The sequence below is a fragment of the Moellerella wisconsensis genome, assembly GCF_022592395.1.
Classification (GTDB): Bacteria; Pseudomonadota; Gammaproteobacteria; order Enterobacterales; family Enterobacteriaceae; genus Moellerella; species Moellerella wisconsensis.
This window is the reverse complement of record NZ_CP093242.1, coordinates 434,768-454,452: the sequence shown is the minus strand read 5'-3', so window position 1 is coordinate 454,452 and position 19,685 is coordinate 434,768. Positions and strand designations below refer to the sequence as shown.

At 42.0% G+C, this 19,685-nt stretch carries 18 protein-coding genes and 1 tRNA gene; 12 read left to right on the top strand and 7 right to left on the bottom strand.

Annotated features, from left to right (window positions below; translation table 11 throughout):
- Window positions 1-29 precede the first annotated feature (29 nt).
- Window positions 30-1,007 (bottom strand): elongation factor P--(R)-beta-lysine ligase, encoded by a 978-nt coding sequence (epmA, locus tag MNY66_RS01870; protein WP_047256269.1) that lies wholly within the window; start codon window positions 1,005-1,007, stop codon window positions 30-32.
- Between the two features lie 705 nt (window positions 1,008-1,712).
- Here epmA and frdA point away from each other — a divergent pair.
- The 6 genes from frdA (at window position 1,713) to MNY66_RS01840 (ending at window position 6,754) form a co-directional block, all read left to right on the top strand.
- On the top strand, window positions 1,713-3,509 hold the full coding sequence (gene frdA / locus MNY66_RS01865; RefSeq protein WP_047256270.1) for a fumarate reductase (quinol) flavoprotein subunit: 1,797 nt from the start codon (window positions 1,713-1,715) through the stop codon (window positions 3,507-3,509).
- Window positions 3,502-4,236: a succinate dehydrogenase/fumarate reductase iron-sulfur subunit gene (locus MNY66_RS01860; RefSeq protein WP_047256271.1), complete on the top strand. Its 735-nt coding sequence runs from the start codon at window positions 3,502-3,504 to the stop codon at window positions 4,234-4,236. Before frdA ends, MNY66_RS01860 begins: the two co-directional genes overlap by 8 nt.
- 14 nt (window positions 4,237-4,250) lie before the next feature.
- A complete protein-coding gene (gene frdC, locus MNY66_RS01855) occupies window positions 4,251-4,643 on the top strand; it encodes a fumarate reductase subunit FrdC (RefSeq protein ID WP_047256272.1) in 393 nt (130 codons plus the stop codon).
- A 15-nt stretch (window positions 4,644-4,658) separates the two neighbouring features.
- Window positions 4,659-5,012 carry a fumarate reductase subunit FrdD gene (gene frdD / locus MNY66_RS01850; RefSeq protein WP_047256273.1) on the top strand — a complete coding sequence of 118 codons (354 nt, stop codon included), beginning with the start codon at window positions 4,659-4,661 and terminating at the stop codon, window positions 5,010-5,012.
- A 420-nt stretch (window positions 5,013-5,432) separates the two neighbouring features.
- The gene (locus tag MNY66_RS01845) at window positions 5,433-6,356 is read left to right on the top strand and encodes an EamA family transporter (RefSeq protein ID WP_241501322.1); all 924 of its coding nucleotides are present in this window, start codon (window positions 5,433-5,435) and stop codon (window positions 6,354-6,356) included.
- 200 nt (window positions 6,357-6,556) lie between these two features.
- The gene (locus MNY66_RS01840; RefSeq protein WP_047256275.1) at window positions 6,557-6,754 is read left to right on the top strand and encodes a YbdD/YjiX family protein; all 198 of its coding nucleotides are present in this window, start codon (window positions 6,557-6,559) and stop codon (window positions 6,752-6,754) included.
- A 150-nt stretch (window positions 6,755-6,904) separates the two neighbouring features.
- Here the strand turns inward: MNY66_RS01840 and efp are convergent, their stop codons facing one another.
- Entirely contained in the window at window positions 6,905-7,471 is a 567-nt protein-coding gene (efp, locus tag MNY66_RS01835) for an elongation factor P (protein ID WP_047256276.1), read from the bottom strand.
- A 42-nt stretch (window positions 7,472-7,513) separates the two neighbouring features.
- Between efp and epmB the strand changes: the two genes are divergently transcribed.
- A complete protein-coding gene (gene epmB / locus MNY66_RS01830; protein WP_047256277.1) occupies window positions 7,514-8,542 on the top strand; it encodes an EF-P beta-lysylation protein EpmB in 1,029 nt (342 codons plus the stop codon).
- Between the two features lie 51 nt (window positions 8,543-8,593).
- Here epmB and MNY66_RS01825 read toward each other — a convergent pair whose 3' ends face one another.
- The 4 genes from MNY66_RS01825 to MNY66_RS01810 all read right to left on the bottom strand — a co-directional run bounded on the left by MNY66_RS01825 (window position 8,594) and on the right by MNY66_RS01810 (window position 12,172).
- Window positions 8,594-8,938: a DUF4156 domain-containing protein gene (locus MNY66_RS01825; protein ID WP_047256278.1), complete on the bottom strand. Its 345-nt coding sequence runs from the start codon at window positions 8,936-8,938 to the stop codon at window positions 8,594-8,596.
- A 546-nt stretch (window positions 8,939-9,484) separates the two neighbouring features.
- On the bottom strand, window positions 9,485-11,128 hold the full coding sequence (gene groL / locus MNY66_RS01820; protein WP_047256279.1) for a chaperonin GroEL: 1,644 nt from the start codon (window positions 11,126-11,128) through the stop codon (window positions 9,485-9,487).
- Window positions 11,129-11,187: 59 nt separating this feature from the next.
- Window positions 11,188-11,481, bottom strand: coding sequence for a co-chaperone GroES (locus MNY66_RS01815; RefSeq protein WP_047256280.1), 294 nt, complete (start codon window positions 11,479-11,481; stop codon window positions 11,188-11,190).
- 160 nt (window positions 11,482-11,641) lie between these two features.
- Window positions 11,642-12,172 carry an FxsA family protein gene (locus MNY66_RS01810; protein ID WP_047256281.1) on the bottom strand — a complete coding sequence of 177 codons (531 nt, stop codon included), beginning with the start codon at window positions 12,170-12,172 and terminating at the stop codon, window positions 11,642-11,644.
- A 398-nt stretch (window positions 12,173-12,570) separates the two neighbouring features.
- On the opposite strand from MNY66_RS01810, the gene aspA reads away from it, so the two are divergent.
- From aspA to MNY66_RS01785, 5 genes are all read left to right on the top strand, one after another.
- Window positions 12,571-13,995, top strand: coding sequence for an aspartate ammonia-lyase (gene aspA, locus MNY66_RS01805; protein WP_047256282.1), 1,425 nt, complete (start codon window positions 12,571-12,573; stop codon window positions 13,993-13,995).
- 142 nt (window positions 13,996-14,137) lie between these two features.
- On the top strand, window positions 14,138-15,460 hold the full coding sequence (locus MNY66_RS01800; protein WP_047256283.1) for an anaerobic C4-dicarboxylate transporter: 1,323 nt from the start codon (window positions 14,138-14,140) through the stop codon (window positions 15,458-15,460).
- A 369-nt stretch (window positions 15,461-15,829) separates the two neighbouring features.
- Window positions 15,830-17,569, top strand: coding sequence for a protein-disulfide reductase DsbD (locus MNY66_RS01795; protein ID WP_241501852.1), 1,740 nt, complete (start codon window positions 15,830-15,832; stop codon window positions 17,567-17,569).
- 2 nt (window positions 17,570-17,571) lie between these two features.
- The gene (gene dicD, locus MNY66_RS01790) at window positions 17,572-18,144 is read left to right on the top strand and encodes a division control transcriptional repressor DicD (RefSeq protein ID WP_420029596.1); all 573 of its coding nucleotides are present in this window, start codon (window positions 17,572-17,574) and stop codon (window positions 18,142-18,144) included.
- A gap of 125 nt (window positions 18,145-18,269) precedes the next feature.
- Window positions 18,270-18,345, top strand: a tRNA-Phe gene (locus MNY66_RS01785).
- 523 nt (window positions 18,346-18,868) lie between these two features.
- Here the strand turns inward: MNY66_RS01785 and MNY66_RS01780 are convergent.
- On the bottom strand, window positions 18,869-19,366 hold the full coding sequence (locus MNY66_RS01780) for a hypothetical protein (protein WP_241501320.1): 498 nt from the start codon (window positions 19,364-19,366) through the stop codon (window positions 18,869-18,871).
- Between the last annotated feature and the right edge of the window lie 319 nt (window positions 19,367-19,685).

Genomic DNA, 19,685 nt, shown 5'->3' with positions numbered 1-19,685 from the left:
GGAAGCTGTAATTTATCTGATAGCAGCGATTATGCGATAGTCACAGGGAAAGCCATCACATCTTGAATTTTTTGCGCATTAAGTGCCAACATAATTATGCGGTCAACCCCTAAAGCCACGCCAGAACATTCAGGTAATCCATGCTCTAATGCCGATAATAAGTGCTCGTCAATCGGCTGAATAGGTAATCCTAATGCCTGTCGGCGACGATTATCCTGCTCAAATCGCTGACGCTGTTCTGTAGCATCAGTCAATTCACGGAAGCCATTCGCCAGCTCAATCCCTTTGAAGTAAACTTCAAAGCGTTCAGCCACTCGGTGATCTTCAGTACTAATTTCAGCTAATGATGCTTGTGAGGCAGGAAAATGATAAACCACCGCCGGTTTTTCTTTCCCAATATGTGGCTCAACTCCCTCCGTGAACAATAACTGTAATAAGATGTCGCGATCTTCTTCGTTATCAGCCACATTACTTAGATCTAAACGTGCAGCAACACTGCATAATTCGCTTTTTTCCGCCGATAATGGATCAATATTTAAATACCGCAAAAATGCTTGCTGATATGAAAGCAACTCCGCACTTTCACAATCCAGAACTTGTTGCAATAAATCATCAACTTCATTGATCAAGCGGTACATATCATAATGTGGTCGATACCATTCCAGCATTGTAAACTCTGGATTATGATAACGCCCAGATTCTTCATTTCTGAAACTGCGACTCATTTGATAAATAGGTCCACTGCCCGCAGCAAGTAAGCGCTTCATGTGATATTCAGGGCTGGTCATCAGATAGAGTTTGATACCGTCGGCAGCTCCGGGCCCTACAAATTGCGTCTCAAAAGGCACCAGATGAATATCCGTCACCGTTGCCTGACTCATCGCCGGTGTATCGACTTCCAGTACACAACGCTCTGAAAAGAAACGTCTAATTTCAGCAATAATCTTCGCCCGCTGCAACAGGTTAGCGATGGGTGCGCTAGGCTGCCAGTTCGCTATTTCATTCATTCGAATGACTCCAAAATAAAACAAAGCGTGCAGTTTACTCATCTCACCGCAAACACACAACGTATTCGCAGCTGAAAGCGCGATTAATCGCCTTGGCACGTCACTCTCTAGAGTTTAAACCAGCCAAATGAGAGTGGGAATGATTATATTTTCTTATACGGTGTGAAATTTATGTTATCAAGTTTTGATTCGGTAATATTATTCAATTTACTACTTAGTTAACTTCGCTCAGAATCGATAAATTAAAAATAATAATAGTCATTATTTATATATATAAAATACAAATTAACCAGATTAGCTAATATCGATAAATAGCGCGGTTTTTTCCCTAACTAAAACATAAGCCTGAGTTTTTATTGGTCATTTGCGATATTATGGTGAAAAATTAGTATAATTTATTGATATTTCTTTTATATTTTAGATCAAACTAAAAATGAAAACCGTTAAAAACAATTTATGAAAACCTGCATTAGATCACACTTTCTCAGCAAAATCGGCAAAAACCCCTCTCTATATCAAATTTATCTGTCAGACATTTCGCTATAATTCATACAATGATTCATGGAAGTTAGCTATCATATTATTAATACTTATAAAAATGACACTTATACATGAATGGGCTTAAGCATTCAGAGTTTTGATAGCTAACCTCAGAAAGTAATTAACAGAATTTATTAATTTACACTTGAACAATGGAGAAGCGCAGTGCAAACCTTTAATGCCGATCTAGCTATTATCGGGGCCGGGGGCGCTGGTTTACGGGCAGCTATTGCTGCCGCGGAAGCAAATCCCAATATGAAGATTGCTCTGATCTCAAAAGTTTACCCTATGCGTAGCCATACCGTGGCCGCAGAGGGGGGATCAGCCGCAGTAACTCAGGCTCATGACTCCTATGACTATCATTTCAATGACACCGTTTCTGGCGGTGACTGGCTGTGTGAACAAGATGTTGTCGAATATTTTGTCGAGCACTGCCCTCAAGAAATGACTCAGTTAGAACAATGGGGATGCCCGTGGAGCCGTAAACCAGATGGTTCAGTTAACGTTCGCCGTTTCGGCGGAATGAAAATTGAACGCACATGGTTTGCTGCTGATAAAACTGGCTTCCACATGCTGCATACACTGTATCAAACCTCACTAAAATATCCTCAAATTCAACGTTTTGATGAGCATTTCGTGCTCGATATCATCGTCGATGAAGGTCAAGTTCGTGGTTTAGTTGCGCTAAACATGATGGAAGGCACCAAAGTTCAAATCCGGGCGAATGCTGTGATTATGGCAACCGGTGGTGCAGGCCGTGTTTATCGTTATAACACTAACGGCGGTATTGTGACTGGTGATGGTATGGGTATGGCCTTCCGCCATGGCGTACCACTGCGTGATATGGAATTTGTTCAATACCATCCAACCGGTTTACCGGGTTCTGGTATCTTGATGACTGAAGGTTGCCGTGGTGAAGGCGGTATTCTGGTCAATAAAGATGGCTATCGTTATCTGCAAGATTACGGTATGGGCCCAGAAACCCCATTGGGCAAACCAGAAAATAAATATATGGAATTAGGCCCGCGCGATAAAGTTTCTCAAGCTTTCTGGCATGAGTGGCGTGCAGGCCGGACAATCAGTACCCCGCGTGGCGATGTAGTTTATCTGGATTTACGCCATCTCGGTGCCGAAAAACTGCATGAGCGTCTGCCGTTCATTTGTGAACTGGCTAAAGCCTATGTCGGTGTCGATCCTGTGACTGACCCAATTCCAGTTCGCCCAACAGCGCACTACACCATGGGCGGTATCGAAACCGATAATCACTGTGAAACGCGAATTAAAGGTTTATTTGCGGTGGGCGAATGTTCATCTGTTGGCTTGCATGGTGCTAACCGTTTAGGTTCTAACTCGTTAGCTGAGCTAGTCGTATTTGGTCGTTTAGCCGGTGAGCAAGCTGCAAAACATGCCGCAGAAGCTACGCCAGCCAATGCTAATGCTATCGAAGCGCGTACCCGTGAAATCGAAGAAAAATTAGAGCAGCTGAAGAACCAAAAAGGAACAGAAAGCTGGTCGAAAATCCGCGATGAACTGGGTATGACAATGGAAGAAGGCTGTGGTATTTATCGTACGCCTGAACTGATGCAAAAAACCATTGATAAAATTGCTGAGTTAAAAGAACGCTTTAAACACGTTGAAATCAGCGATCATAGCAGCGTATTTAATACTGACCTGCTGTATACCATTGAGTTAGGTTTCGGTTTAGATGTCGCTGAATGTATGGCGCACTCTGCGTTCAACCGTAAAGAATCTCGGGGTGCTCATCAACGTCTTGATGAAGGTTGTACCGAGCGCGATGATATTAACTTCCTCAAACATACTCTGGCGTTCCATAACCCAGAAGGCGCACCTCGTCTTGAGTACGGTGATGTGAAAATCACTAAATCTGTACCGGCTAAACGTGTTTATGGTGGTGAAGCAGCAGCTCAAGATAAAGCGAATAAGGAGCAGGCTAATGGATGAAATGAAACACTTAAAAATGGAGATCATGCGCTACAATCCTGAAACGGATAGCGAACCCCATTTTGTGACTTATGACGTCCCTTACGATCCGCAGACATCTCTGCTTGATGCTTTAGGCTACGTTAAAGATAACTTAGCGCCAGACCTTTCATATCGTTGGTCTTGCCGTATGGCGATTTGCGGTTCTTGCGGCATGATGGTTGACCGCGTACCTAAATTGGCATGTAAAACATTCCTGCGTGATTACCCCAATGGAATGCGCGTTGAAGCCCTCGGCAATTTCCCCGTTGAACGTGACTTAGTGGTCGATATGACACATTTCATCGAAAGCTTGGAAGCGATTAAGCCTTACATCATCGGTAACGATCGTAAAGTGTCAGAAGGCCCAAATAAGCAGACTCCGGCTCAAATGGCGAAATACCATCAATTCTCTGGTTGTATCAACTGTGGCCTATGCTACGCAGCATGCCCACAATTTGGTCTCAACAAAGAATTTATTGGCCCGGCAGCAATTACCTTAGCTGAGCGTTACAATCTAGACAACCGTGACCACGGTAAAAAAGAACGTATGCCATTATTAAATGGCGATAACGGTGTCTGGTCTTGTACTTTCGTTGGCTACTGTTCTGAAGTCTGTCCGAAACATGTCGACCCTGCAGCCGCTATTCAGCAAGGTAAAGCCGCCAGTGCGGAAGACTTTGTGATTGCCATGCTGAAGCCACGATAAGGAGGGGAAAAGTAATGACGACTAAACGTAAACCCTATGTCAGAGAAATGAAACCCGATTGGTGGCAGAAACTGGGCTTTTACCGCTTCTATATCATGCGTGAAAGTACCTCTGTGCTGCAAGTTTGGTTCAGTATCTTAGTGTTATTCGGTATTTTTGCCCTTAAAGATGGCCCGCAAAGCTGGGACGGCTTCGTCGGTTTTCTGCATAACCCTATCGTGCTGATTATTAATATTGTTGCTCTGGCAGCCACTTTGCTACATACCTCGACTTGGTTCAAACTAGCCCCTAAAGCCGTGTGTATTGTGGTTAAAGATAAAAAGATGTCAGAAGAGCCGATTGTCAAAGGATTTTGGGCGCTGACGATACTGGTTAACATCATCATTTTAGCTATTGCATTATTATAATCCGAGGAGGATCTGATGAATCTAACGCCTAAACGTTCCGATGAACCGATTTTCTGGGGATTATTTGGTGCTGGTGGGATGTGGAGTGCAATTATTGCACCTGCAATCATTGTTATTCTGGCATTTTTAATTCCATTAGGAGTGGCGCCAGAAGCCCTAAGCTATGAGCGTATTCTTGGCTTTAGCCAAAGCTTTATTGGCCGTATATTCCTCTTACTGATGGTTGTACTGCCAATCTGGTGTGGTATGCACCGTATTCACCATACACTGCACGATTTCAAAGTGCATGTTCCTGCCTCTAAATGGGTATTTTACGGGGCTTCTGCCATCCTGAGTGTGATAGCGGTGATTGGTGTCTTCACTCTGTAATCGCATTGTATTGCATTAAATTGTAATTACAGAATTATGATATAAAACCGGGGCGCAGTGAATTCTGCCCTCCGGTTTTTTATTTGTAGCCAATCATTATTCTGCCGCGCCCCCTACCTATTGATCCATAGCCTTAATTCATACTCTTGTCCTATGCCCATGCCTATATTCATGCCCCATCACTAGGCTATGCGCTACAACAATCTGGCTAAAATCCTCACGCTAAATTACTACATTTCCACATGCTTTATTCGGTGCTTTTGTGGTCTATTGAGTCGGTGATTCCGCAGTAAATAGATAGGTTATGAATAGAGTTACTCTCCTTTTTTAAACTAACTACGGTTTTATATCGCACACGCCTTGATTTAGCAGTAGAGTCGAAACTCAAAAAAGCTTTTTCACGTAACAGAGAAATCTATTATGAGCCTTCGAGATACATTACTTGCACTCTGTGTGGTCATTATTTGGGGCGTTAACTTTGTGGTAATCAAAGTCGGTGTGCACTCTCTGCTCCCATTATTACTTGGCGCATTGCGTTTTTTATTAGTCGCATTCCCCGCTATCTTTATTTTCAAACGGCCTAATATTGCATTTAAAGGGCTATTAATTTACGGCTTAACCATCAGCTTCGCCCAATTTGCCTTTCTATTTTGTGCCATAAATGTGGGAATGCCCGCGGGTATTGCTTCCGTAGTACTGCAATCACAAGCCTTTTTCACTCTACTTTTAGGCACGTTAATTTTACACGAGCCTTTGCAAAAAAATCATTTTATCGGCATGTTAATTGCCATTATTGGTTTAGTGATATTAGCCAAAGGTGCGACCTCCGGCAGCCCACACGATATCCCGTTACTCGGAATGATATTTACCCTTGTTGCTGGGCTTTCTTGGGCCTGTGGAAACATTGTTAACCGTGCCATTATGCAAAAAAGCGATAAAGAACCGTGCAGTATGATGTCACTAATTAGTTGGGGTGCGCTGATCCCGATTATTCCCTTTATGCTAAGTTCATGGCTTTTTGAAGGTCCAGAAGCCATAAAACAAGGGTTGAGTTCCTTAGATGGACAAACTTTTGGCGCTATTATTTATCTTGCCTATTTGGCAACATTTGTTGGTTATGGTTTATGGGGGACCTTACTTGGCCGCTATGAAACTTGGAAAGTCGCCCCCTTCGCCTTGTTAGTACCATTATTTGGACTAAGCAGCAGCGCGATATTACTTAACGAGACGATTAATTTAATCCAGTTCACGGGGCTAGGCTGCATTATGCTGGGGCTCATTGTCACATTATTTGCCCCGCGACTGCGCCAAGCATGGCGAGAATGGAAGCAAAACAAAAAATAGTCATTTATCTGATTAATCTACAGATCTGCGGCTATAATTAATCCGTAATACGCGCTAGAATCAAATCTACTTTTGATAGATGCCTCACGGCATATACCCACCTCTAAAAAGGTGTCAGATATGGATATAATCACTGCCTATCATTAATGAATTACCGCTATCGATAATTTTATCGCTGAGCTTATTTGCAGGAGTTTTTTATGTTTGGTTCTCTAGGAAATGCGGCTAGATATCTTGGTCAAGCAGCAAAAATGATGATTGGTATGCCAGATTATGATAACTATGTCGCACATATGAAGGTCACTCATCCGGAACAAACACCGATGACCTACGAAGAATTTTTCAAAGAACGACAAGAAGCTCGCTATGGCAATAGCGGCGGGCCGAAATGTTGCTAGTTAACCGCTAGTCCCTTCGTGCTATTAAGAGCAAGAAGAATGGTAAAAAGAAATAACCATCCAATAAAAATAACCGATAATAATAACAAGAAAGCCGCTAACATTTATATAATGACAGCGGCTTTTTCAATACAGCGAAATCAGCAGTAATTATTTTACGCGAGAAACATATTCGCCTGAACGCGTATCCACTTTAATGACTTCACCAATCTGTACGAACAGAGGAACTTTAACTACTGCTCCTGTGCTTAAGGTCGCTGGTTTACCGCCAGTTCCGGCCGTATCACCTTTCAGACCTGGATCAGTCTCAACAATTTCCAGCTCAACAAAGTTAGGTGGAGTCACAGCAATAGGACGACCATCCCATAAAGTCAGTACACATTCAGCTTGATCGATCAGCCATTTCTCGCTATCACCAACTGCTTTAGCATCTGCCGCTAACTGTTCGAAAGTTTCGTTATTCATGAAATGCCAAAACTCACCGTCGTTGTACAGGTAAGTCAAGTTCATATCCATAACATCAGCACCTTCAACAGAATCTGTTGATTTGAAGGTTTTTTCTAACAGTTTGTTAGAAATCAATTTACGGAGACGAACACGAGCAAACGCCTGACCTTTACCAGGTTTAACGAATTCACTTTCAAGAATTGCACAAGGCTCACCATCTAACATGATTTTAAGACCTGAGCGGAATTCATTGGTACTATAAGTAGCCATGGAGATCCTCTAAATTTTACACTAATAATGGCATAGCCAAAAATGGTCGATATTATAACCCCAAATACCCCTGCCAGAGAAGTCTGGCTACAACAACTTTCCGAAGCAGTCACTAATCCTGACGAATTACTGCAATTGCTGGGACTTGAAAATCATCAAGCACTCCTAGATGGCCATGGCGCACGCAAATTATTTCCATTGCGTGTTCCCCGAGCATTTATTTCTCGAATGAAATATGCTGATCCCAAAGACCCATTACTCTTGCAGGTACTCACAGCGAAAGAGGAATTTGAACTCTATCCCGGTTTTTCCGTTGATCCCTTGGAAGAACAAGATAACCAAATTCCCGGTTTACTGCATAAATACCACAATCGCGCACTGATGCTAGTGAAAGGTGGTTGTGCGGTGAACTGTCGCTACTGCTTCCGCCGGCATTTCCCTTATGATGACAATAAAGGGAATAAAAATAATTGGTTGATCGCGCTGGATTATATAAAAAACCACACTGAACTCAATGAAATCATTTTTTCTGGTGGTGATCCGCTAATGGCGAAAGATCATGAGCTGGATTGGTTGATCACTCAGCTTGAAGCGATCCCACATATTCAACGCTTACGTATTCACTCTCGCTTGCCTGTAGTTATCCCGAAACGAGTCACTCAAGCACTCTGCCAACGCTTAGCACAATCGTCGTTACAAACGATTTTAGTCACCCATATCAACCATGCCAACGAAATCGATGATGATTTTTGTCACGCCATGAGCCAATTAAAACAGGCAAAAGTGACATTACTCAATCAAAGCGTTTTATTGCGCGGTGTTAATGATAATGCGGAATGTTTAGCCGAATTAAGTAATCGACTCTTTGATGCCGGAATTTTACCCTACTATCTGCATGTGCTGGATAAAGTACAGGGCGCACATCACTTTTTGGTTAGTGACAGCGAAGCACAATTAATTATGCATCAGCTACTAGGCAAAGTATCCGGCTATTTAGTGCCGAAACTGGCCAGAGAAATTGGTGGTGAAGCGAGTAAGACACTGCTAAATCTGAATTTAAAGCAGCAATAATTAAAAAAACGCCCGAGAATATAAACATATTATCGGGCATCAATTATCTGCTTATGGACATTTATAAACCTGTCCAATCATTTTACTATCCACTGGGACAAAGCTAGACAGTAGAGTTTCACTTGGGCTAGTCGCACCAAAAATAACATTACCACCCATTTCAGCCGCGTTATTACGCAGACTATTGGCTGCTCCGCGCATCGAGCTAGAATCATTATTAACGCCGCTTAGCCAGTTGCTTTGCGTACCAGTGACCTGACCTAATAATTGACAATCACTGCCAGGTTGATTATCCACAAAACGAACCTGTGAGCCTGCCGTCGTCAGGTTATTTGTGGTGGTACAGCCTGCCAACAGTAACAAAGCAGCACTACCAAGCAATACTTTAATTCGCATGTTCTTCCTCGTTTATCATTGAGTGTTTTGCAACTAGTTTCATGTCTTACCTGACCGAGTGAAACGTCTATCTCAATACCCGTATTATCTATTATCAGCCTCGGCCTGCGAAATTTTCGGCGCTATACGATTGATCACAATAAATTGCTATAAAAATAGTTCTATCAATAACATGCCCTAAAGGGCTTATAGCACAGCGATACGCTTTTGTTGAGCTTACACTTTTGCGCCCAAATATGCTAAGTGATTATAACTGCTTCAATAAAACCAAATAACCGGCGAAAATAATATTATAGCTAAAATATACTGGGTATAGATCAAAAAAATACCATCTGCTGGCTGAGTTTATCATAATTTTTATACAACGCTCGAACCTGATTATCGCACATATCTCAAATCAGATAATCCCACAAAAAATGCTTCTCGTCGTACATAAAAAAATCCCCTTGATATCTAAGAAGGTTAATTCCTAAACATCAAGGGGATAGCAGATCTAGACGGATACGCTAATTACATTTTAATCGGCGTATCAATGTCGCCTATTGGCTACATCATGCCGCCCATTCCACCCATGCCGCCCATACCGCCGGCACCTAAATCAGCTTTATCTTCTTTAGGCATATCAGTGATCATCGCTTCAGTGGTGATCATCAGGCCTGCGATTGAACCGGCAAATTGCAGAGCAGAACGAGTGACTTTGGTTGGATCCAAAATACCCATGTCGATCATATCGCCATATTCGCCAGTTGCTGCGTTATAACCGTAGTTACCGTTACCTGCTTTCACGCTGTTAACAACCACTGAAGGTTCTTCACCCGCATTTTCAACGATCTGACGCATTGGAGATTCCATTGCACGCAGTGCAACACGGATACCCACGTTTTGATCTTCGTTATCGCCTTTCAGCTCGGTCAGTTTAGCGGCAACACGTACCAGAGCAGTACCACCACCAGCAACAACGCCTTCTTCGACTGCTGCACGAGTTGCATGCAGAGCATCATCAACACGAGCACGTTTTTCTTTCATTTCAACTTCAGTAGCTGCACCGACTTTAATAACTGCCACACCGCCAGCTAATTTAGCCACACGTTCTTGCAGTTTTTCACGGTCATAATCTGAAGTAGACTCTTCGATTTGTTGACGAATTTGGCTTACACGCGCTGCGATTGCATCTTGTTCACCGACACCATCAATGATAGTAGTCGTGTCTTTATTGATAACAACACGTTTTGCCTGACCCAAATCTTCCAGAGTAGCTTTTTCTAACTCCATACCGATCTCTTCAGAGATAACAGTACCGTTAGTCAGAATAGCGATATCTTGCAACATGGCTTTACGACGGTCACCGAAACCAGGAGCTTTAACTGCAGCAACTTTCACGATACCGCGCATAGTGTTAACCACCAGCGTAGCCAATGCTTCGCCTTCAACATCTTCAGCGATAATCAGCAATGGTTTGCTTGCTTTCGCAACGCCTTCCAATACAGGCAGCAGTTCGCGAATGTTAGAAACTTTTTTATCTACCAGCAGAATGAATGGATTTTCCAATTCAATCGCACCAGTTTCTGGTTTATTGATGAAGTATGGAGACAGGTAGCCACGATCAAACTGCATACCTTCAACTACATCTAACTCATCTTCTAAGCCAGTACCTTCTTCAACGGTAATAACACCTTCTTTACCGACTTTTTCCATGGCTTCTGCTATCAGCTTACCGACAGTTTCGTCAGAGTTTGCAGAGATAGTCCCTACCTGTGCAATCGCTTTAGTGTCAGAGCAAGGAACGGATAATGTTTTCAGTTCTTCAACCGCAGCAATAACCGCTTTATCAATACCACGTTTCAGATCCATCGGGTTCATACCCGCCGCAACCGCTTTCAGACCTTCAGTAATAATAGATTGAGCCAAAACAGTCGCAGTGGTGGTACCGTCGCCCGCAGCATCGTTTGCTTTAGATGCCACTTCTTTTACCATCTGAGCACCCATGTTCTCGAACTTATCTTCCAGTTCTATCTCACGCGCTACAGAAACACCATCTTTAGTAATTACTGGAGAACCAAAAGATTTATCCAGAACTACGTTACGACCTTTAGGGCCTAAAGTAACTTTTACTGCGTCCGCTAGAACGTTTACGCCACGTAACATTTTTACGCGAGCGTCATTACCAAATTTTACGTCTTTAGCTGCCATTGTTTCTTTCCTTTAAATTCTTTTTCGTTCGTTAGAAGTCAGAATATCTCAGCAAGAAATTATTCTTCAACAATTGCCAGGATGTCGCTTTCGGACATAATCAATACTTCTTCATTATCGATTTTTTCAACTTTTACACCGTAGCCATCATTAAAAATAACGATGTCACCGACTTTTACGTCCAGCGCTTTAATCTCGCCATTTTCAAGAATACGGCCGTGGCCAACAGCCAGAACTTCACCTCGAGTTGATTTACCCGCTGCGGTGCCGGTCAGAACAATGCCGCCAGCTGATTTAGATTCAACTTCTTTACGCTTGACGATCACGCGGTCATGCAATGGACGAATTTTCATTAATAGCTCTCCTAAAATAAGGTCCATATCAGGTAAAAGGAACGATACCAGTATGACAAATGAACTAGTACCATGTTTCAACAAATGGGGTCATAGTGAATTGAGTTCAAGGGGGAGACGAAAAAATTTTTATTTTTCTATCCCCCATTTTCAGCACTGACTAGCGTTTTGGATGATCATCTTTTTCATCATTCGACGATTTTTGATGATCTTCAACCGTATAAGCACGGTCATCCTGTTTATGCTGAAACTCGCCTTCAAACGTATTGCCTTGGTGATTATCCGGTTTTACAAAATTACCGAAACCACTCTGTTGCCCCGGCTGTCCCGGCCGATAAAACTTAATATGCGGCATCAGGCGCATAACCATTAATTTTTGTACCGGAGGAAGTAACAATAAAAGACCTAAAAAATCAGTAAAAAAGCCAGGAATAATGAGTAAAATTCCGGCCAGAACCAAGGCTACGCTTTTAATCATTTCTTCAGCGGGGCTTTCTCCCGCGGCAATTTTCTGTTGGATTAAACCAATATTTTTAGTGCCTTGATTTTTAACTAATGAAATACCTAAGCAAGAGGTTAACACAACAAGGACAAGTGTCATCAGTACACCAATTTCTGATGCAACGTGGACAAATATCACTGATTCAATGTACACAAGCAAACATATCAGTATAAGGGGTATCCAGCGCACATGTTCTCCTTAAAATATCAATAATATGGGTAAAATTTAGCCTCTTGGAAAACCTTTGTGAACTGCCTCTAAGAGACGACTGACTGTATTCGCTTTTTAATAATAGATAGACATAATAATGGGGGCACTATAATGATTTTCAACCGATGAAGTTTTCTAATAATTCTGATTCATCCGTGAGAATGATCACATATTTTGCAATCTGTTGCATAAATAAAACTATATAGTGATCTAGATTCAAGGTAATTATCTGCTAGCAGCATATGATCATGTCAAAGAGTCAGTGCTAAGCATTAATTCCTTTATATTTAGCTTCATGATAGTCAAATTTCATGGCAGATATTTTTTAAGCGCATAATCTGGCAGTAACAACTGTAATTCAATTTAAGAAGGTTCTCATGTCAAACAAAACTCGTATCGAAGAAGACTTATTAGGTAAAAGAGAAGTTCCAGCTGATGCCTACTATGGTGTTCATACTCTGCGTGCGATTGAAAACTTTTATATCAGCGACCGTACCATAAATGATGTTCCAGAATTTATTCGTGGAATGGTTATGGTAAAAAAAGCGGCAGCTCTGGCTAATAAAGAACTTCACACTATACCTCGTGAGATAGCTGATACTATCGTTAAAGCTTGTGATGTTATTCTCGAAGCAGGCAAACACATGGATCAGTTCCCTGTTGACGTATTCCAAGGTGGTGCGGGCACATCACTGAACATGAATACCAACGAAGTTTTGGCAAATATTGGTCTTGAATTGATGGGTCACCAAAAAGGTGAGTATGAGCACCTAAACCCAAATGACCATTTGAATAAGAGCCAATCTACCAACGATGCGTATCCTACTGGTTTCCGTATCGCGGTCTATAATTCTATTCTAAAACTGATCGAATCTGTTGATTACCTGAAAGCTGGATTTGAAAGAAAATCTGAAGAATATCAAGACATTCTTAAAATGGGCCGCACCCAATTACAAGATGCAGTCCCTATGACTGTCGGTCAAGAATTCCGTGCTTTCGCTACGTTATTAAAAGAAGAAAGCAAAAATCTACAACGCAGCATTGAATTACTGCTAGAAGTTAACTTAGGCGCGACCGCTATTGGTACCGGCCTGAATGCTGCTCCGGGTTACCAAAAACTGGCCGTTGAAAAACTGGCTGAAGTGACGGGGTTACCTTGCTTACCGGCTGAAGATTTGATTGAAGCAACCTCTGACTGTGGTGCTTACATCACTGTTCACGCAGCATTAAAACGCCTCGCGGTGAAACTGTCTAAAATCTGTAATGACTTACGTTTACTCTCTTCTGGTCCACGTGCCGGTATTAAAGAAATCAATCTTCCTGAATTACAGGCAGGTTCTTCTATTATGCCAGCCAAAGTTAATCCGGTGATCCCAGAAGTTGTTAACCAAGCATGTTTTAAAGTGATCGGTAACGATACCTGTGTCACAATGGCAGCTGAAGCGGGTCAGCTTCAACTTAACGTGATGGAACCTGCTATTGGTCAAGCAATGTTTGAATCAATCAACCTACTAAGCAATGCCTGCCGTAACTTGGTTGAAAAATGTGTCAATGGTATTACCGTGAACAAAGAAATCTGCGAAGGTTACGTGTTCAACTCTATCGGTATCGTGACTTATTTGAACCCATTCATCGGCCATCATAACGGCGATATCGTCGGTAAAATTTGTGCGGAAACAGGTAAGAGCGTACGCGAAGTTGTTCTAGAGCGCGGTTTATTAACCGAAGAACAATTAGATGATATTTTCTCGGTTGAAAACCTCAAACACCCAGCTTACAAAGCTAAACGTTTTGATGACTAATTAATGCTAATAATAATTACTAAGTATTAATAATTAAAGCACGTTTTTCCCAGTGAATAGCGTGCTTTTTTAATTCTGTACTCAAACAATTAATTAACAGAATTGTTGCAAAATTTTAATTATCTCAAGGAGTAAATATACCATGTTAGCCGTAGAATTTATTATTGTTCTGCTGGCCATTTTTATCGGGGCTCGGTTAGGAGGGATCGGCATTGGTTTTGCCGGTGGTCTAGGTGTTTTAGTGTTAGCGGCTATCGGCGTTAAACCTGGCACCATTCCTTTTGACGTTATCTCGATTATTATGGCTGTTATTGCTGCTATTTCTGCTATGCAGATAGCAGGTGGATTAGATTATCTAGTTGATCAAACTGAAAAACTATTACGTCGTAATCCAAAGTACATCACTATTCTCGCCCCACTAGTCACTTACTTACTCACGCTGTTCGCCGGTACCGGTAATATTTCTCTTGCTACGCTTCCTGTTATCGCTGAAGTTGCCAAAGAACAAGGTGTTAAGCCTTGCCGTCCATTATCTACCGCGGTAGTTGCCGCGCAGATTGGTATCACCGCTTCGCCAATTTCTGCGGCGGTGGTGTATATGGCATCGGTAATGGAAAATCCATTGATGGTCGGCGCTGAAAATACCGTCAGCTATATTACTCTGCTGTCTATTTTACTGCCTTCTACCTTTATCGCGATTATGCTGATGTCGTTCATTGTTTCTTGGACATTTAACTCTAAACTTTCTGATGACCCTGTGTATCTTAAACGCTTAGAAGAAGGCCTGGTTGAGTTACGTGGAACCCAAGTTAAAGAAATTCAAGCCGGGGCAAAATCGTCAGTATTGCTGTTTTTACTCGGTGTTGTTGCAGTAGTTGCTTATGCAATTATTAATAGCCCAAGCGTCGGTTTAGTCACTACACCGTTAATGAATACCACTAATGCCATCCTGATTATCATGCTGAGTGTGGCAACACTTATCACTATTTTATGTAAAGTAAAAACTGATGCCATCCTAAACTCAAGCACCTTTAAAGCAGGTATGAGTGCTTGTATCTGTATTCTTGGTGTAGCATGGCTGGGTGATACTTTTGTTCAGCACAACCTAGAATGGATTAAAGAAACTGCCGGCGATCTGATCCACGAACATTCATGGATGTTAGCGGTTATTTTCTTCTTCTGCTCTGCGTTACTGTACTCTCAAGCAGCAACTGCAAAAGCACTGATGCCAATGGCATTAGCGCTGCATGTTAGCCCATTAACCGCCATCGCGTCTTTCTCTGCGGTTTCTGGTCTATTTATTCTGCCAACATATCCAACTTTAGTTGCCGCAGTACAAATGGATGATACCGGAACAACCCGGATCGGGCGTTTTGTCTTTAACCATCCGTTCTTTATCCCCGGCACCATCGGTGTGGTTTTAGCCGTTGCCTTCGGATTCTTATTCGGTGGAATGATCCTCTAGGTTTAACCCTGCGGATCGGCTATAAAACTGCTATCAATGCCGTTCAATCACTTTGAACGGCATTTTTTTTAATTTCTTGAGATCTAACACCAACTATTTTTGCCTATGTTTATCTCCAACAAAAATAATCACCGCAACAATCATGGGAATTCTTCCTCTTTGATTAAATAGGTATTTTACCCGATGCTGATGACTTCGCTTTCTGTTCGACATCAGTTATAGTTTAGCCGCGCTCAGTTAGCGTTAAACTGTAATAAATTGATGACTAATCCGCAGAGTTATTAATCATATTTGGCTGTTTTTTTGAACTATTTTGAACTGTTTCCAGGGGATCCTTTGTCTAGCTTAAAACGACTACCATTGACATTCATGCTACTGCTAAGCCTACTGCTCATCACGGCTCCAGCATCGGCCTTTCCTGGACAATCTACTAGCCCTCAATTTTTCCCTGCAGAGCAAGCATTTGCATTTGATTTTCAACAAAAAGACCATCAGCTTGTACTTTCGTGGAAAATTCAACCTGGCTATTATTTGTACCAAAAACAATTTAAAATAACTGCAGAACGCGCTGATATTGCTCCTATTTCATGGCCTGATGGCACCGCCCATTACGATGAGTATTTTGGCGATACCTCGGTTTATTTCGACTCGTTAAATGTCCCTGTCACATTGTTGTCAGCACCGCATAACTCGTTGATCCAGGTCACTTATCAAGGCTGCGCAGAAGCTGGCTATTGTTATCCTCCAGAAACTAAAGTAGTGCCTCTTGAGGCAGTTAGCGCCAAACTACATGAGGAAATCATCACGCCGAATATATCGCCAGCTCTTGACCCCTTAGCGATTACTCTGCCTGCCAGTGACGATGACAATATTGATCAACCCTTTTCACCGTTATGGGCGCTATTTTTCGGTATTGGTGTGGCTTTTACCCCCTGTGTACTGCCGATGTATCCGCTGATCTCCAGCTTAATCTTAGGACAAAATCGTCCTAAACAGCTCAAACGTATTTTCTGGTTAGCCTTTTGTTATATCCAAGGCATGGCGATCACTTATACGCTATTAGGCATTATAGTGGCTGCGGCGGGAATGCAATTTCAAGCCGCATTACAGCATCCAATCGTGCTAATCTCGCTGTCCGGGCTATTTATCTTACTGGCTCTGTCGATGTTCGGTCTGTTTAGCTTACAGTTGCCCTCCTCGTTACAAACACGATTAACCCACTGGAGCAATCAACAAACCCACGGCTCAGGTAGCGGTGTATTCATCATGGGTGCACTTGCCGGATTAATTTGTTCGCCATGTACCACGGCTCCGCTAAGCGCCATCCTGTTATATATTGCTCAGAGCAACAATATCGTGACCGGTGGACTGACATTATATTTATACGCATTAGGCATGGGATTGCCTTTAATTGCAGTCGCATTATTTGGTCATAAATTACTGCCGCGCAGTGGCCCGTGGATGCAATATGTTAAAGAAGCTTTTGGTTTTTTAATCCTAATATTACCGATATTTTTATTAGAACGAATTTTCGGTGACCTGTGGGGGGAGCGGCTCAGTAGCCTGCTAGCAATGGCCTTTTTTGCTTGGGCATTGGCTTTATCATTACGTCGGCAATCTGGTTGGGCACGCTGTGGACAAGTTATGTTTGCCATTCTTATGGTGCTGGCTGCTGCGCCGTTACAACGAATGATTTGGAATGATAGCCAACAACAAAGCCAAGATTATCCACAAAACCTGCGTTTTGAGCAGGTAAATACATGGCAAGAAATTCGCACCACCATCAAGAACAACCAAGATCAGCTAATCATGTTAGATTTATATGCCGAATGGTGTATTGCCTGTAAAGAGTTCGAAAAATACACCTTTTCTGATCCATCATTACAATCGGCTCTTAGCGATATGTTGTTATTACAAGCTAACGTGACAGATAATGATTTAGAGCAGCAAGCATTACTGCAAAAACTGAACGTATACGGCTTACCGACGATCCTGTTTTATTATCGAGGAACCGAAGTACCAGATTCACGGGTTTATGGTTTTATGGATGCGAAAAAATTTAATCAGCATCTGGAATTAATTCATCAAAAAATAAGGGCAGAAGAATGACAGTGCAGCGAGAAACTATCCTTAGCCATGCTTTGAACCAGTTAGAGCAACTTGGCTTATCTGCATCGACAGAGAGCCTGTTACGTGAAATCACGCCAGATATGGAAACTATCCGTAAATTTTGGCCAGATGATGAAGCCCTAATTTATGATTGCTTGCGCTATCATAGCCAACAAATTGAAATTTGGCAGCGGCAGGTACTATTAGATGACAGCCTAAACCCACAACAAAAATTATTAGCGCGTTACCAGCAGCTGTATAAACGTGTCACTGAAAACCGTTTTCCGGGCTGTTTATTTATCTCCGCCTGCAATCACTACCCTTCTGCCCAGCACCCTATTCATCAATTGAGCAGCTTACAAAAACACAACTCGTTCCAATTCACCAAATCATTACTGGATGAATTAGATATTGAAGACAGCCAACTCGTGGCTAAACAGCTAGAGCTCGTCTTGGAAGGATGCTTAAGCAAACTCTTAGTCCAACGCAACATTGAAGATGTGGAAACCGCCTTACAATTAGCCGAAGATATTCTGACTATCGCCTTATGCCGCAATCAAGGCGCATTAAGCTAGAAAACAAATAACGTGCAATTATTAAACAGCATTTGAGTAAAAACAAACCAATTAGATAGAAAAGTAAGGTTTTTTGCAAAAACACGTTGACGGCACCCTCTGAATACGGTTTAATGCGCCCCGTTGCCCGGATAGCTCAGTCGGTAGAGCAGGGGATTGAAAATCCCCGTGTCCTTGGTTCGATTCCGAGTCCGGGCACCACAAATTTTGAAGCCTCGCAGAAATGCGAGGCTTTTTGCGTTAAGCTGCAACAAAAAGCAATACCCAGCTATAATTCCCCCCTCTCTGGATCCAACTAGCTTCAGCCTATTTTATTAGGTTCTTTAGAAGATTAAATGCACAAACTCACCCTCTAAGCAAATAAAACCAATTCAGTGCCTAAAGTCGCCCATATATTAATATTTAGCGATAATCAGTAAATATAATTTATAAATACCCCATTGATACATCGGCTCTAAACAGTTCATCTCATGATAGCTACCCACTGTTTAATCCCGCTTTATCCATCTGCGCCAATGATTCAATCGGGCTGTATTGTCGGTCACATGAAGATCCCGTCATATAACAGTACCGAGGGCATAGGTATCAAATAAGGTACAATTATTTACTTATAATCGATCCCACTAAATTTCAGTATCTATATCGGAACCTATATCAGAATCGATATCAGGGCCCATATCGGGGTTTAAGCCCAATATGTCTCTTCCTAATTCATCTGAATTTTTTATCGTTTTTTAATATCTTGCCCTTCTGTTGTCAGACCATCATCAATAGCATTGGTGTACACACCATCGTTAATAGATAATATACTGTTATTCATGTCGGTGAGTGAATGACACCGTAAATCCCATACCTTTTGTACTTGTTCTTGAGTAAAAATTCGCTGACCAAATGCAATAACAGGCATAGACAACGTAACAACATCGTCAGCACTAATGTAAGCCTTCACGATGAATGGTTTAAATTCATCTGGCAGATTTTCATTAAACCGAAAAACCTCCCCACACACATACACAATTTTGCCGTTATCACGCGTATATCCAGCAAAATAACTGGACATATTTCGATAACTGGTCGCTTCGGGGTATTCCATAATATCTTTTACACTTTGCTCCACAAGATGGTGAAGAGGGTAACGGGGGTGCTGATTCATCATTCCCCCCAATAAAAAAGCGCTTCCCAAAGCTAATATGATAATTACCCCATATCCCCAAAGTTTCATCTTAAACCTCATCAGCAATTGAAGCTGTTTCTAAAATCTTAACCATTGTTGCAATATTGACTCAGCTCTTTATCGTTCATCGTAGCAAAGGAGACTTCGGATTCGCGAGACATGTAATTAGGCATGTCCCGAAGACTGACTTCAATCGATCAGCATCAGACGATAACTCCCAAAATAACTGAAAATTATTTTGAATCGCGATAAAGTCGCTTAGAAATGAAGTTAATCCTAATAACAAAAAACTAATGCCATGCACACTTACTATAGTGAGTAGACCTGTCATCACTCTTATTACGCATTAAATTTAGGCAATAATTTT

What these genes read in the sequence shown, in the direction of transcription:
- MNY66_RS01845 (WP_241501322.1), top strand. Translation starts at nt 5,433, where the DNA reads ATGAGCCTTCGAGATACATTACTTGCACTCTGTGTGGTCATTATTTGG.
- groL (WP_047256279.1), bottom strand. Translation starts at nt 11,128, where the DNA reads ATGGCAGCTAAAGACGTAAAATTTGGTAATGACGCTCGCGTAAAAATG.
- frdC (WP_047256272.1), top strand. Translation starts at nt 4,251, where the DNA reads ATGACGACTAAACGTAAACCCTATGTCAGAGAAATGAAACCCGATTGG.
- epmA (WP_047256269.1), bottom strand. Translation starts at nt 1,007, where the DNA reads ATGAATGAAATAGCGAACTGGCAGCCTAGCGCACCCATCGCTAACCTG.
- MNY66_RS01780 (WP_241501320.1), bottom strand. Translation starts at nt 19,366, where the DNA reads ATGAAACTTTGGGGATATGGGGTAATTATCATATTAGCTTTGGGAAGC.
- MNY66_RS01815 (WP_047256280.1), bottom strand. Translation starts at nt 11,481, where the DNA reads ATGAAAATTCGTCCATTGCATGACCGCGTGATCGTCAAGCGTAAAGAA.
- MNY66_RS01825 (WP_047256278.1), bottom strand. Translation starts at nt 8,938, where the DNA reads ATGCGAATTAAAGTATTGCTTGGTAGTGCTGCTTTGTTACTGTTGGCA.
- frdD (WP_047256273.1), top strand. Translation starts at nt 4,659, where the DNA reads ATGAATCTAACGCCTAAACGTTCCGATGAACCGATTTTCTGGGGATTA.
- MNY66_RS01860 (WP_047256271.1), top strand. Translation starts at nt 3,502, where the DNA reads ATGGATGAAATGAAACACTTAAAAATGGAGATCATGCGCTACAATCCT.
- MNY66_RS01795 (WP_241501852.1), top strand. Translation starts at nt 15,830, where the DNA reads ATGCTACTGCTAAGCCTACTGCTCATCACGGCTCCAGCATCGGCCTTT.
- MNY66_RS01800 (WP_047256283.1), top strand. Translation starts at nt 14,138, where the DNA reads ATGTTAGCCGTAGAATTTATTATTGTTCTGCTGGCCATTTTTATCGGG.
- efp (WP_047256276.1), bottom strand. Translation starts at nt 7,471, where the DNA reads ATGGCTACTTATAGTACCAATGAATTCCGCTCAGGTCTTAAAATCATG.
- epmB (WP_047256277.1), top strand. Translation starts at nt 7,514, where the DNA reads ATGGTCGATATTATAACCCCAAATACCCCTGCCAGAGAAGTCTGGCTA.
- MNY66_RS01840 (WP_047256275.1), top strand. Translation starts at nt 6,557, where the DNA reads ATGTTTGGTTCTCTAGGAAATGCGGCTAGATATCTTGGTCAAGCAGCA.
- aspA (WP_047256282.1), top strand. Translation starts at nt 12,571, where the DNA reads ATGTCAAACAAAACTCGTATCGAAGAAGACTTATTAGGTAAAAGAGAA.